This window comes from Pseudorhodobacter sp. (assembly GCF_030452865.1).
GTDB lineage: Bacteria > Pseudomonadota > Alphaproteobacteria > Rhodobacterales > Rhodobacteraceae > Pseudorhodobacter.
Map to the genome: position 1 here is coordinate 1 of NZ_JAKDLJ010000049.1, position 13,962 is coordinate 13,962.

The 13,962-nt window shown below is 59.9% G+C and carries 14 protein-coding genes; 6 read left to right on the plus strand and 8 right to left on the minus strand.

Features of this window, described 5'->3' with window-relative positions; genetic code table 11:
* A partial coding sequence (locus L0H65_RS04915; protein WP_301457717.1) for a calcium-binding protein occupies window positions 1–669 on the plus strand: 669 nt, incomplete at its 5' end.
* A gap of 22 nt (window positions 670–691) precedes the next feature.
* On the opposite strand, the gene L0H65_RS04920 is transcribed toward L0H65_RS04915, so the two are convergent.
* The 6 genes from L0H65_RS04920 to pyk all read right to left on the minus strand — a co-directional run bounded on the left by L0H65_RS04920 (window position 692) and on the right by pyk (window position 4,138).
* Window positions 692–1,204, minus strand: coding sequence for a DUF1643 domain-containing protein (locus L0H65_RS04920; protein ID WP_301457718.1), 513 nt, complete (start codon window positions 1,202–1,204; stop codon window positions 692–694).
* 194 nt (window positions 1,205–1,398) lie between these two features.
* Window positions 1,399–1,617, minus strand: a complete 219-nt coding sequence (locus tag L0H65_RS04925) for a hypothetical protein (protein WP_301457719.1) — start codon at window positions 1,615–1,617, stop codon at window positions 1,399–1,401.
* 59 nt (window positions 1,618–1,676) lie between these two features.
* Window positions 1,677–2,066: a 50S ribosomal protein L20 gene (rplT, locus tag L0H65_RS04930; RefSeq protein WP_301457720.1), complete on the minus strand. Its 390-nt coding sequence runs from the start codon at window positions 2,064–2,066 to the stop codon at window positions 1,677–1,679.
* 12 nt (window positions 2,067–2,078) lie between these two features.
* A complete protein-coding gene (gene rpmI / locus L0H65_RS04935) occupies window positions 2,079–2,279 on the minus strand; it encodes a 50S ribosomal protein L35 (RefSeq protein ID WP_301457721.1) in 201 nt (66 codons plus the stop codon).
* A 154-nt stretch (window positions 2,280–2,433) separates the two neighbouring features.
* On the minus strand, window positions 2,434–2,658 hold the full coding sequence (locus L0H65_RS04940; RefSeq protein ID WP_301457722.1) for a hypothetical protein: 225 nt from the start codon (window positions 2,656–2,658) through the stop codon (window positions 2,434–2,436).
* 31 nt (window positions 2,659–2,689) lie between these two features.
* Window positions 2,690–4,138: a pyruvate kinase gene (gene pyk, locus L0H65_RS04945; RefSeq protein WP_301457723.1), complete on the minus strand. Its 1,449-nt coding sequence runs from the start codon at window positions 4,136–4,138 to the stop codon at window positions 2,690–2,692.
* A gap of 209 nt (window positions 4,139–4,347) precedes the next feature.
* Here pyk and L0H65_RS04950 point away from each other — a divergent pair, with 209 nt between their 5' ends.
* Both L0H65_RS04950 and L0H65_RS04955 read left to right on the plus strand, forming a co-directional pair.
* Complete coding sequence (locus L0H65_RS04950) at window positions 4,348–4,653, plus strand: DUF1244 domain-containing protein (protein WP_301457724.1); 306 nt, start codon at window positions 4,348–4,350, stop codon at window positions 4,651–4,653.
* A gap of 635 nt (window positions 4,654–5,288) precedes the next feature.
* Entirely contained in the window at window positions 5,289–5,456 is a 168-nt protein-coding gene (locus tag L0H65_RS04955) for a hypothetical protein (protein WP_301457725.1), read from the plus strand.
* Between the two features lie 3 nt (window positions 5,457–5,459).
* On the opposite strand, the gene L0H65_RS04960 is transcribed toward L0H65_RS04955, so the two are convergent.
* A complete protein-coding gene (locus L0H65_RS04960) occupies window positions 5,460–6,689 on the minus strand; it encodes a UbiH/UbiF/VisC/COQ6 family ubiquinone biosynthesis hydroxylase (protein ID WP_301457726.1) in 1,230 nt (409 codons plus the stop codon).
* Window positions 6,690–6,785: 96 nt separating this feature from the next.
* Between L0H65_RS04960 and L0H65_RS04965 the strand changes: the two genes are divergently transcribed.
* The 3 genes from L0H65_RS04965 (at window position 6,786) to L0H65_RS04975 (ending at window position 12,624) form a co-directional block, all read left to right on the plus strand.
* Window positions 6,786–8,117: an amidase gene (locus L0H65_RS04965; RefSeq protein WP_301457727.1), complete on the plus strand. Its 1,332-nt coding sequence runs from the start codon at window positions 6,786–6,788 to the stop codon at window positions 8,115–8,117.
* A gap of 133 nt (window positions 8,118–8,250) precedes the next feature.
* Entirely contained in the window at window positions 8,251–9,438 is a 1,188-nt protein-coding gene (locus L0H65_RS04970) for an aminotransferase class I/II-fold pyridoxal phosphate-dependent enzyme (RefSeq protein WP_301457728.1), read from the plus strand.
* A gap of 3 nt (window positions 9,439–9,441) precedes the next feature.
* Window positions 9,442–12,624: a DNA translocase FtsK 4TM domain-containing protein gene (locus L0H65_RS04975; protein ID WP_301457729.1), complete on the plus strand. Its 3,183-nt coding sequence runs from the start codon at window positions 9,442–9,444 to the stop codon at window positions 12,622–12,624.
* 44 nt (window positions 12,625–12,668) lie between these two features.
* Here L0H65_RS04975 and L0H65_RS04980 read toward each other — a convergent pair.
* On the minus strand, window positions 12,669–13,962 hold a 1,294-nt coding region (locus L0H65_RS04980), incomplete at its 5' end, for a chloride channel protein (RefSeq protein ID WP_301457730.1).

Below are 13,962 nucleotides of genomic sequence, written 5' to 3' on the forward strand. Positions count from 1 at the left end.
CAATTCGATGGCGGCACCGGTCAGGATACGCTGTTCGGCGGCGATGACGGTGATGTCATAAATGGGGATGACGGTGATGATCAACTGTCGGGTGACGCGGGAAATGACTGGCTTGCCGGTGGGATGGATGCCGACCGGCTGGAAGGGGGTGATGGAGACGATTCGCTGCTGGGCAGTGACGGAGATGACACGCTGTCAGGCGACGATGGTGCCGATTGGCTTGCCGGGGGTTTTGGTAACGACGTGCTGACCGGTGATGCCGGGCCCGACACGCTGGATGGTGGTGCCGGGAACGACACGCTCTGGGGGTTTGATCCCGGCCAACCTTCCGATCAGGATGCCGACTTTCTCAACGGTGGCACTGGCGACGATACGCTGATGATCGGCGCCGGAGATTATGCACATGGCGGGGAGGGTGCCGATGACTTCACGCTGGGCGATTGGCTCGGCGATGGCGAATTCGCCCATATCACCGATTATAACGCCGATGAGGATGACATCATAATCGTTTATGACGCCACTGCGCACCCTGACCCGCATGTTGAACTGATCGGTGATGCGGGATCAAACGATATGACAGTCATGCTTGACGGAATTCCGCTTGCGTCCATTGTCGGCGGTGCGGGATTGACGGTCGATGCACTTACGCTGCTGGCGACCAATCAATAGGTAGGGGGTGAAAGCCCTTGATCTATGGCGCGACCCAGAGCTGCGGCTTTCTGTCGTAACCGATATAAAGCGGGTGTTTGGGTTGGCCGCTTTTGGTCAGGCCCAGTTGCAAGAGCGGGCGGTGCAAGTTCCGCAGCATCCGCGTGACCGTTGCGCCGCGATCCAGATGCGTGCCATGGCTGCCCCAGGCGCAGACGATCTGATCGGCCCATTCTGCCGCTGCGCGAATTGCGGCGTCATTGCCGGGACCGATCGGGTCCATCTGCGCGCGCATCACTTTCGGGTCGGTGGCGCGAAAGGCAAAGATATTCACGACCCGGAACGCCCCAAAGCCAAGCGCCCGCGCCCGTCGTTCACACCGCTCCACCGTCGGGTCGTTCTGCACTTCGGTCGCGGTAGAGGGGTTCAGCATAACGAAGGTCACTTTCGTTTGTGCCCGATCCCAAACTCGCGTGAGTGCGTAGCGGTACGCCTCACAAGGCGAGTAGATCGCAACGCTTTCGGCGTCCGCTTTGGTGAAACCTTTGGTGATCATCTGCCTGATTTGAATTCACATGCACTGAAAAAGAGGGAATAGGAGCGCGGGCAAAGCGGGTGCTGTGGGAAGCCACAAGTCAACTTGGTTGCCGTTGCTGAGGGGTTCTGATTCGGATTTCGAGGCAGACACAAGACAAGGCCCAGCCGGTTTTTACCCGCAGCATTCGGGCTGCATGGATGTAGCCTCCGCGCCTAGTCCCAAAGCCCTTCGCAGCCATAGGGGGGCAGTCCGCCGCCGATCCGGTCGTGAACGATGTGGCAGGACCAACTGCGCAGAAATTCGGGGAGCGGGCTGTTCAACCCGATCCACATCTCATGATAAGGCACGTCAATCGTGTAGGAAAGATAGGCCCAATAAGCGCCCAGCATCGCCACAAGGCCGATGGCGACTGCTACCAGAATTCCAAGCATCCGTATCAATCGTTTCCTGTTGGTCAGCGCCGTGCCCGTGTGGGGCACGGCGGCATGGTTCAGGCGGCGGCTTTGGCCGCTTCCGACTTGTCGAACGCGGCCTTGGCGGAAGTTGCGATGGCGTTGAACGCCTCCGGCTCATGCACGGCCAGATCAGCCAGAACCTTGCGGTCCACTTCGATCCCCGAGAGCATCAAGCCATTGATGAAACGGGAATAGGTGAAGCTGGCGTCAAACAGACGCACCGCCGCGTTGATCCGCTGGATCCACAACGCACGGAAGTTGCGCTTGCGGGTCTTGCGGTCGCGGGTGGCGTATTGGTTGGCTTTATCAACCGCCTGCGTTGCAGTGCGGAAGTTGGTGCTGCGCGCGGCATAATAGCCCTTTGCAGCCTTGATCACCTTGCGGTGGCGGGCGTGGGTAACGACGCCAGATTTTACGCGGGACATCTTTGGCTCTCCTTACCGGTTATAGGGCATGTATTTCTTGACGATTTTCGCGTCCGCGTCACACAGGATCATGGTCCCGGTTGCTTCGCGGATGAATTTCGTCGAGCGTTTGATCATGCCGTGGCGCTTGCCGGCGGGGCCAGCCTTCACCTTTCCGGATGCGGTAAAGCGAAAACGCTTCTTGGCCGCAGATTTGGTCTTCATCTTGGGCATTTCCATCTCCTCGTTCGAGTGGTTAACGTCCAACTCGGCATGCCACTTTCGGCCGGTCAAACGGGTAATCGAAGCACGGCGTATAGGATGGGGGGGGGCGGAGCGCAAGCCAAAAACAAGGGCGTTTCAGCCCGTTCGCGAAAACCGGGGCGCGCTAATAGATATAGCGGCCAATCACGGCATAAAACACATGCGGCAGGTCAGCGATGGTGTAGCCGCCGCCCTTGTTCTGCAACGCAACGATGATCAACGCGCCGGATGCCAACACCAGCAAAGCACCAAGCCGGGGCGCGCGGCCTTCGGAAAAAGCGGAAAGCATGGATGGAATGGCGAGAACCCCGATGATCATTCCAATGACCAGAAAAAGATCGGGGTCCATACCATGCTCCACACCTGTTACCGGGGTGAGTCTATTCCGCTTCGGATGCGTAAATCAATCGTTCATCACAAGGCGCAACTCTAAGGATATTGGTCGTCCCCGGAACGTTGAACGGGACACCTGCCGTGACGACAATCTGCTCTTCCGTCTTCGCAAAACCGTCACTGCGCGCCGCACGAACAGCGGCCAGAACCGCGCCTTTGAAGCGGCCTTGCGGTACCGAAATCGTGCAATGCGCACCCCAGGTCAGTGTCAGACGGCGCGCGGTCCGAACCAGGGGAGTCAGCGCGATGATCGGCGTGCGCGGGCGTTCACGCGCCACAAGGCTGGCGGTGGTTCCGGATTGGGTAAAGCAGCAGATCGCCTTGATATCGGTGGTTTCCGCAATTTCGCGTGCTGCGGATACGATGGCATCGGCAACGGTGGTCTTGTTGGCGCGGCGGCTTGCCTCAATCACTTCGCGGTAAAGCGGGTCGCTTTCAACGCTGATCGCGACGTTGTTCATCGTTGTCACTGCCTCAACCGGGTATTGTCCCGCCGCCGACTCCGCCGACAACATCACGGCGTCCGCACCTTCATAAATCGCGGTCGCAACGTCAGAGACTTCGGCCCGCGTCGGCACCGGTGCCGTGATCATCGACTCCAGCATCTGCGTGGCGACAATCACCGGTTTCGCAGCCGCCCGCGCCGCCCGTACCAGACGTTTCTGGATCGGTGGCACGGCATGGACCGGCAGTTCAACGCCCAGATCGCCGCGCGCAACCATGATACCATCGGAAACAGCCAGGATGGAATCAAACGACTTTACTGCCGCAGGCTTTTCGATCTTCGACAGAATCGCGGCACGGCCTTTGGCAAGCACGCGCGCTTCCAACACATCCTCGGCCCGTTGCACGAACGACAGCGCCAGCCAGTCAACCCCCAACTCGCAGGCAAATTCCAGATCCTTGCGGTCCTTTTCCGACAGAGCGGCAAGCGGCAACAACACGTCCGGCACGTTCACGCCCTTGCGATTGGAAATCACGCCGCCGACCTCAACCGTGCAATTGGCGAAATCCTTGCCACATTCCGTCACCTTCAGGCGGATCTTGCCATCATTGACAAGCAGGCTGGACCCGGCTTGCAAAGCGGCGAAAATCTCCGGATGCGGCAGGTTTACGCGGGCGGAAGTGCCGGGCGCTTTATCAAGATCCATGCGGAAAGCGGCACCTTCGACCAATTCCTCCCCTGCGTCATTGGCAAAGACACCAACCCGCAACTTTGGTCCCTGAAGGTCAGCCAACACGCAAATCGGTCGGCCTGTATCGGCCTCAATCTTGCGGATGATGTCATAGCGCGCCTTCTGATCGGCGTGTTCGCCATGGCTCATGTTCAGGCGGAACACATCTGCCCCTGCCTCAAACAGCGCGCGGATGGTCTTGTAATCCGATGAAGACGGGCCCAGCGTGGCCACGATTTTTACGTTGCGAAGGCGTCTCATGCTGCCTCGATCCTATTCTGAATGTTCAAATCTATTGGTGGGCCAAAGGCGTTATGGCCGATAACCCACTTTGGGGCAATGTGTCATTGCAAGTCATGACGGTTTGAGATCCGATGCGTCACCTTGTCTGCGGCGTCACGGCCCTTGATCGAACAGCGCCGCGACGACATAAAAGGTGAAATGCCGAATAATGTCGAAAGGAAAGAACGATGGATGACGCGACCCGGATCGAGTTGGAAGCCGCCGCTTTTCGCAGTCTTGTTGAACATCTGATGACGAAGCGCCCGGATGTGCAGAACATCGACATGATGAATCTCGCCGGATTCTGCCGCAATTGCCTGTCGCGCTGGTATCAGGAGGCGGCGAATGGGCGTGGCATTGACATGGACAAGGACGCCGCGCGCGAAATAATCTATGGCATGCCCTATGAGGAGTGGCGCGCAGCGAACCAGACCCCGGCGGATGCCGACAAACGCGCGGCCTTTGAAAAGGCATTCAAGGACAATGTCGGTTGATCATTCCACGCGGTGGTGTGCCGGCACGGCTCAGCGGGAGATCCTGTGGTTTCACCCCCAAGCTCACGCCAGCAGGGCATTGCCGCGCGGTTACAGCTTGCCAAAGATGACGACTATCCGGGAAGATTGGTCCCTCTGAGGGGTACTGCATTGAACATTTGTTACGTTCAGTTTTGTCACATGACTAAATCATCAGGACAAGGCGAACGTAAAATGGCTTGGCGTTATGGGAGTCGTGGATAATTGGTGGAGATCGCGTTGTTTACCTGCCCGGCAGCGAGCAAACACAAGGTCTCTTTTTCAATCAAGGTGGACGGGGCAGTACTGTCCTGCTGACGATAAGAAAAAAAGCGGTCTTGTGCCTAGCTCGGAATTGTTTGCTGCGATTCCAGTTGAAGTGGTTTTGACGAACTCCGAAACATCCGGCAGATCATTTCATGGACGAGAAACGAACATTCAAACGCCGCATGGATTTCTGCACGTCCGGCTCGAAACTGCTGCTCGGTGTTTCGTGTTCGACTGGCCTGAGGAGTAAGAGTTTTGCCCAGAAACAGGTGGACAGAGACTGTGGCCAACTTGGGATTGCAGCTTACCCCCGTTTCAGGCAAAAGCGCGCATCGCCGTAGGAGGGCATCATGGATTACAGCAAATCGGGCATGCCGAACAAAGCCAAAAACACCCCGCGCCATTCAGAGCATAATGCGAAGGGCAGTGCGAAGAACCCCTTTGGCGCGCAGACCGCCAAGGTGGAACTGCTCGCGCGGATGAAGGCAGCGGCGGAGGCGAAGAAGGCCGCGAAATAGGGTTCAGATCGGCTGACCTTGCAGCAGACGCGGCAGTTCACCTTCCAGCCCGGCGGCCGTGCGGATGAAATGACGACGCAGGCCGGGTAGCGCGTTTACTGCACCCATTCCCAGATCGCGCCCCAACCGTAGTAATGGGTTATCGTTGGAAAACAGCCGGTTGACGGTATCCATTCCCAGCGCAAGCGTGGTTGTGTCAAACTGCCTCCATTGTTGATAGCGTTCCAGCACATCCGCCGCGCCGATATCCTCACCGCGCCGCGATGCCTCTACCAATACCTGCGCCAATGCGCCGACATCGCGCAGCCCAAGGTTCAGCCCTTGCCCGGCGATGGGGTGGACCCCATGCGCGGCATCCCCCACCAGTGCCAGTCGCGGGGCGATAAAGCGGTTGGCCAAAGTCAGGCTGAGCGGATAGGTGAAGCGCTGGCCTGCCAGTGCAATCTTTCCCAGAAAATCGCCGAAACGCGGGCGCAGGGCGGACAGATAATCCGCGTCACCCAGCGCCTGGATCGCCTGCGCCCGCGTGGTTTCTTCGCTCCAGACAATTGACGAATGATGTCCGCCGGGCAGCGGCAGGATCGCGAGCGGCCCTTCAGGCATGAAGAATTGATGGGCGACGCCATTGTGGTTCAATTCATGTTCCACCGCAGTCACCAGGGCGGTTTGACCGTAGCCCCATCCGCTGCGCCCGATCCCGGCGCGCTGGGCGGTGCCACTGGCGCGCCCGTCGCAGCCGATCAGCAACCGCCCCGACAGGCGGCGCCCTGATGCAAGCGTGACCGACACCGCCGCAGCACCGGTTTCCTGCGCCACCACGGTTTCACCGGCGAGCAGGGTGATGCGCGGCTCTGCCGCCATTGCGGCCAGAAACGCCGCATAGAGATAGCGATCCTCGGCCATGAAGCCCATCGGGCCTTCCTCAATCTCCGTATGATCGAAATGCAGGAAAAACGGCGCCGCCCCTTGGCCTGCATGGCCATCGGAGGCTTTGATATGCAGGATCGGTTGCACCTTGTCGGCAATGCCTTGCCAGACCCCGATCACCGAAAGCAACCGCTTGGATGCAATCGCGAGCGAATAGGCGCGCCCATCAAAACCGGGTGCGGCGCGGGCCGGGGCAGGTCGGGCATCCACCACCGCCACTGTAAACCCACCTTGTGCCAATGCCAGCGCAAGGGCAGGCCCGTTCAGCCCGCCGCCCACGATCAGAATGTCAGCGTCATGTTCCATTGGGTAAATATGGCGGGAATGGTGCAATTGTCCCTGCGCCCCATTGTCCAGTCCTGCGCCGCGGGTTAGCGTTTCAGGAGAAGATGGGGGCAGGATATGACGCAGAACTGGCTTTGGATGACAGCCGCCGATTTGGGGCGTGGAATCGCGGCGGGCAAGATCAACCCGATGGAACTGACCGAAGCGTTTCTCGACGCGATCGAGCGGCACCCCGAAGCCAAGCGCATCTATACCCGGACCACGCCGCGACGGGCGCGGTCGATGTCTATTGCCGCGTCGGACCGTGCCAAGGCAGGACGGCGGATTGGCTTGCTTGACGGGGTGCCGTTGTCGTGGAAGGATTTGTTCGATGCGGCGGGCGCGCCGTGTGAGGCGGGGTCGGCGCTGCTCGCGGGGCGCGTCCCAGAGGTGGACGCAGAGGTGCTGGCGACTGCCACCGCTCAAGGGCTGGTGTGTCTGGGCAAGACGCATATGTCGGAACTGGCGTTTTCGGGGTTGGGGCTGAACCCGGTGATGGGCACGCCGCCGAACGTGAATGACCCCAAGGCAGTACCGGGCGGGTCATCGTCGGGGGCCGCGGCCTCAATTGCGTTTGGCCTGGCGCCGGCAGGGATTGGGTCGGATACCGGCGGGTCAGTGCGGATACCGGCGGCATGGAATGATCTTGTGGGTTTGAAAACCACGCCGGGAAGGTTGTCGCTGCGCGGTGTGGTGCCGCTGTGTGAACGTTTTGACACGGTTGGACCGCTCGCGCGCAGCGTCGAAGATTGCGCGCTGCTGCTTGCCGCGATTGAGGGCGGTAAACCCGCTGATCTGGCAGGAGCCAGTCTGAAAGGCGCACGCCTTCTGGTGCTGGACAGCGTGGCGCTGGATGATCTGCGCAGTGACCCGGCACGCGGGTTTGAAGGCGCGGTGGAACGGCTGGCGCAAGCAGGCGCGCGGATCGAAACTGGCAAGATCGCGGAGGTGGCGGAGGCAATGGGCCTTGCCACCATCACCTTCACGCCTGAAGCCTATGGTATCTGGCGCGAGGTGATTGAGGCGGCACCCGAAAAGATGTTCCCGCGTATCTTGGAACGCTTCCGGTCCGGTGCGGATTTCAAAGCGGTTGATTATGTCGCGGCATGGCGTCGCCTGGAGGCCTTGCGGCGGATCTGGGCCGAGAAAACCGCCGGATATGATGCTGTCATCTTGCCGACTGCACCGATTCTGCCCCCCGATGCGCAACGATTGATGGATGATCGCGATTACTATGTCACCGAGAATTTGCTGGCCTTGCGCAATACTCGCATCGGCAATTTGTTCGGGCTTTGTGCGATGACTCTGCCGACCGGACAGCCTTCCTGTGGTATCAGTTTCATGGCCGGGCCGGGACAGGAGGAGCGGCTTTTGCGGCTGTGTTCGGCGGCGGAACGGGCGCTGGGATAGGGGAGGCGGGACGAAAAAGACACAATCACCACCCCCAAGCGCATTATATCAAAGCGTTTTTCTGGACCACAGCGCAATCCCTCGCTATCGTGACCTCAAACGGGGCGTTATGACCCTGATAGATGAGGCAGCAATGACATTTCCTGAGCGGTTTTCGAACCTGCCAGAATATGCGTTTCCGCGTTTGCGGGCGCTTCTGGACCCCCATCCCGGCGGTGGCGACGCGATTTCCATGACGATTGGGGAACCACGCCACCCGATGCCCGATTTTGTCGGCCCGATTCTGGCCGCAAATCTGGACGGCTTTGCGATCTATCCGCCCAATGACGGCACGCCGGAGCTTTTGTCGGCGATCAAAGGTTGGGTGAAGCGGCGCTATGATGTGGCGTTGCAGCCAAACCAGATCATGGCACTGAACGGCACCCGCGAAGGCTTGTTCAATGCTGCTGTCGCGCTATGCCCGGAAACCAAGGGCGGCAAGCGGCCCGTCATTCTGATGCCGAACCCGTTTTATCAGGTCTATGCTGTCGCCGCGCTGGCGATGGGGGCAGAGCCGATTTATGTGCCCGCGACCGCCGCGACCGGGTTCTTGCCCGACTATGCGGGATTGCCGCAGGACGTACTGGACCGCACGGCGATTGCCTATCTCTGTTCCCCTGCCAATCCGCAAGGTGCTGTGGCGAGTGCCGATTACTGGGCCGACCTGCTGGCGCTGGCGGAAAAGCATGATTTCCGGATTTTCGCGGATGAGTGTTATGCGGAGGTTTATCGCCGCACCCCGCCGCCCGGTATTTTGGCGGTGGCACAGATCACAGGTGCCGACCCGGAACGCGCACTGACGTTTCATTCGCTCTCAAAGCGGTCGAACCTTCCGGGGTTGCGGTCGGGCTTTGTGGCGGGAGGTGTGCAGTCCATCGCCCGCGTCCGCCAGTTGCGCGCCTTTGCCGGTGCGCCTTTGCCTTTGCCGATCCAGAAAGTGTCAGAGGCGGCGTGGAACGATGAGGCGCATGTAAGCGCATCACGCGCGATGTATGTCGAGAAGTTTGAACTCGCCGACCGTATTTTTGACGGAATGCAGGGTTATCAACCGCCCGAGGCCGGGTTTTTCCTGTGGCTTCCGGTGCAGGATGGTGAGCAAGCGGCGTTGAAACTGTGGCAGGAAACCGGGGTGCGGGTGCTTCCGGGGGCTTACCTTTCGCGCGATGTCGCCGGCGAAAACCCCGGAGCAGGATATATTCGGGTGGCCTTGGTCGCCCCAAAAGACGAAACGCAGCGCGGGCTGACATTGCTTCGCGACTGTCTCTACGGGCAAGGACGGTAAAGCATGGCATCCTATCAGGTCAGACAACGCGATCCGCTGGTCGATCAAAACACCGCAGCGATGCTGGAACGCCGTGGACGGGAATTGCTGGGTGCCGGTTTGGTTGTGCTGGCATTGTTCTTCATTGCCATTCTGGGCAGCTATTCCGCCAATGATCCGGGTTGGATGGTTGCGACAGACGCGCCGGTTCACAACTGGATGGGGCGGTTCGGGGCCTCTGTCGCCTCTACCCTGTTCATCATCGGTGGGTTGGGGTCGTGGGGAATCCCGCTTATCGTTGGTGCCTGGGGCATTCGTTTTGTTGGCCATCTGGGCGAAGACCGTGCGCTGGGCCGGGTGGTTTTTGCGGTGATTGCCGTGGCATTGGCATCGGTTTTTGCCGCGACGCATGTGCCGGGGCCGAATTGGCCGCATGCCGCAATTGGCCTTGGCGGATTGTTTGGTGACACCGTTCTGGGTGCTTTGCTTGCGATCCTGCCGGTCGGCACCGAGTTCGGCCTGAAGCTGCTGTCGGTTTGCTTTGGCTTCGGGTTGGTGGGTATGGGGCTTTTTGTCACCGGGTTTGATATGCCTGAGTTGCGCGCCATTGCCCGCTTCGTGCGTTATGGGACGGTTGCAGCCTATGCAACGGCTTTGTCACTCGCCGGGAAATCTGCGGCAGGGACTGCCCGCGCGGCGACGGCCATGGCCGAGAAAAACCGGGCGCGTCGGGAAATAGCGGCGCAGAACAAACACGCTGCCTATGCCTATGACGATGTGATCCATGATGCACCGATGCAGCCCGCGCCGCTGCGCGCCGATCGGTCGGTGGGGGTTTCGGGTGGCTTTGGCCGCCCCGAATCCTTCCGCAAGACGGCCAGACATGCGGCGGAGCCGCCGATCCATGCCGCGCCGGAGGCCGCGCTGGTTTCCCCCCGGTCCAGCGGCTTGCATGCGCCGGACCGGACTGTGGGCAAGGCTGCCGAAAAGCCCGGCTTGCTTGCCCGCGTGCCGATGATGATACGCCGTGCCGCAACACATCAGGCCGAGGAGGAGGTTGTGGACGATGTATCGGCCACCTACCTGCCGAGCGAAGACCGGATTAAAGCGCGCATCAATGATGTGATCCGTTCGCGCGTGCGTCAGCCTGTGGGTCAGCCGGTCACGGTTCAATCCGCTGTGCAGGCAGCGATTGCCCGGCGCGAACCGCCCGTCATGGGGCGTCGTGGCCCGGTGCCACTGATCGCAACGCGCCGGAACGTCGCCCCGATAGCGCTTCCGGCAGAGCCGCCTGTGATCGCGACCGCCGCCCCGCAACCGCGTCTCTCGCTGCAATCGGCCAGCCGGACAGTGCTTCCCGCAGCGCCGCAGACAGGTTGGCAGGCGGAAGCTGCCAATACGGGTTATTCCGATGCTGACACACAATGGGAACAGGATTTCCAAGCGGGCTATGCCAACGGCGATGCGGCGCATTTCGCGCGAGATGATGACGATTATTCCGATGACGTCACAGAGTTCGGAATTGACGAGGATTCCATGCCGGAGCCGCAGATCATCCGTGTTTCCGCGCCCGTCGGACATGCGACCGCGCTGGACGCCCGCCGTCTTGTGCAGCCCGCCAGCAAGAAACCGATGGCACCCTCACGTCAGGCATTGGCAGAGGCGCAGCCACGTCTGAAGTTCGAAGAAAAACCGATTGAATTCGACCTGCCTCCGCTTGGCCTGCTCAGCAGTCCTGACACCGTACAGCGCCATACGCTGTCGGAGGATGCGCTGGAGGAAAACGCGCGGATGCTGGAATCGGTTTTGGATGATTACGGCGTCAAGGGAGAGATTGTCGCCGTGCGCCCCGGCCCGGTTGTAACACAGTATGAGCTGGAACCGGCACCGGGGTTGAAGGCCAGCCGCGTTATTGGCTTGGCTGATGATATCGCGCGCTCGATGTCCGCGCTGTCCGCGCGGGTTTCCACCGTGCCGGGGCGTTCGGTGATCGGGATTGAACTCCCGAATGCCTGGCGCGAAAAGGTGGTGCTGCGTGAAATTTTGGCTGCGCGGGACTTTGGTGACAGCAACATGCGGCTTCCCTTGGCTTTGGGCAAGGATATCGCCGGAGAGCCGATTGTCGCCAATCTTGCCAAGATGCCCCATCTTTTGATTGCAGGGACCACCGGGTCCGGCAAATCGGTCGCGATCAACACCATGATCCTGTCGCTGCTCTACAAGCTGACGCCGGATGAATGCCGCATGATCATGATCGACCCTAAGATGCTGGAATTGTCGGTTTATGACGGCATCCCGCATCTACTCTCACCCGTTGTGACTGATCCGAAAAAGGCGGTCGTCGCCTTGAAATGGGTCGTGGGGGAGATGGAAGAACGCTATCGCAAAATGTCCAAGATGGGCGTGCGCAATATCGAAGGGTTCAATGGCCGTGTGCGTGAGGCATTGGCCAAGAACGAGATGTTCAAACGCACGATTCAGACCGGCTTTGACGAAGACACCGGCGAGCCGGTGTTTGAAACCGAAGAATTCGCGCCGGTATCGCTGCCCTATATCGTGGTGATCGTGGACGAAATGGCCGACCTGATGATGGTCGCCGGCAAAGAGATTGAAGCCTGCATCCAGCGACTTGCCCAAATGGCGCGCGCCAGCGGCATTCACTTGATCATGGCGACACAGCGCCCGTCTGTGGACGTGATTACGGGCACGATCAAGGCGAACTTCCCGACCCGGATCTCATTTCAGGTCACCTCGAAAATCGACAGCCGCACGATTTTGGGCGAAATGGGCGCAGAGCAGCTTTTGGGCATGGGCGACATGCTATACATGGCGGGCGGTGCCAAGATCACCCGTATCCATGGCCCGTTCGTGTCGGATGAGGAGGTGGAGGAAGTCGTCAACCATCTCAAATCTTACGGTCCGCCCAGCTATATGTCGGGCGTGGTTGAAGGCGTGGACGATGAAAAGGCCGATGATATCGACCTTGTTTTGGGCCTTGGCGGTGGCGAGGGTGGCGATGATGCGCTTTACGATCAGGCGGTTGCTGTGGTCGCGAAAGATCGCAAATGCTCCACTTCCTATATCCAGCGCAAACTTGGTATCGGATATAACAAGGCTGCGAAACTGGTGGAACAGATGGAGGAGAACAGCGTTGTCTCCACCGCCAATCACGTCGGCAAGCGCGAAATCTTGCTGCCGGAGCATTGAGCCTTTCCTTGCGGTGCCGCGCGGAAAAACGTGCGGCACCTTCGCTATTTCTTCTTGCGCGGATAGATGTTCCGCTTGCGTCGGTGCATCTTGAGCCAGCGCAGCAAGCCATGCGACAGCCGGGCCTTTTCAATCCCGACCTGAAGGTCGGGCCGCACCCGCACCCAGTTCGACTTGGAATAGGCCATGCGCTGATCGGGATAGATGCTGCGATGGCCGATGATCACATAGGCCGCAATTGCCGCCCCGGTCACATAGACCAGACTGATATTGCCGCCAAACAGCTCCATCCCAAGCAGGATCGCTGCAATCGGTGTGTTGGAGGCGGCACCGACAACTGATACCAGCCCCACTGCCGCCCCAAGTGCCGGGTCCAGCCCGAACAGATGCGCGCAGGCACTTCCCGCGATGGCGCCGATCACGAATTGCGGCGTTGCGACCCCGCCGTAAAACCCTGACCCCAGCGTGATCGCGACCAGCAGGATTTTCCAGATAACACCTATGAAGGGCATCACCTGCCCCGCCAGCGCATCCTTGACCAAAGGCAGGCTTAACCCCAGATAGTCGCGCGGGATAACCAGAATCAGGGCCGCCATCAGCAAGCCGCCAATAAACGGCATCAGCGGTGGCCAAAGGTCAAACCTGCGGCGCAACTTGTCAAAGGCCAGGGTTGAACCCTTGACCGCCTCGACGAACAGCAGCGCAACAACCCCGGCTATGATGCCGATGAGCAAGGTTTTTGCAAAGACAACTTCGGAAAACTCCGGCAGTGGGGCCATGTGGTAAAACGTATAGGGCAGCCCCCACCACTCGCTGACCCGGACCGAGGTGACCCCTGCGACCACAGCGGGAAACAGAAAGTCATGCCGGATGCGCCCGATTGACAGCACCTCCACCCCGTAAATCGCCCCGGCGATTGGTGCGCCGAATACGCCCGCAAACCCGGCGCTGACGCCGCACGCGACGAGCCTTTGCCGTAGTTCCGTGTTCAGGTGCAAGACCTCCCCCACCGCCGCAGCAAGTGAGGCACCGATATGCGAACACGGCCCCTCTTTCCCCGCCGACCCGCCGCTGCCAAGGGTAATCAGTGCTGCGATGGGTTTGATCAAAACGGTCTTGAACGGCATATGCCCCTGTTGCACATGCACGGCAGCAAACAGCGAATCCTTCAAGCCGCAGGTGTTCACCATATAGCCGTAATGCAGCATCAACCCGTTGATCAGCCCACCCATCGGTAGCAGCAGCATTTGCAGCCAGAGCGGGGAGTTGGCACCTTGCTCGGTCAGAAAAATCAGTGCTTGCAGAAACAGGGTGGTGCCAGTTCCAACCACAACGCCG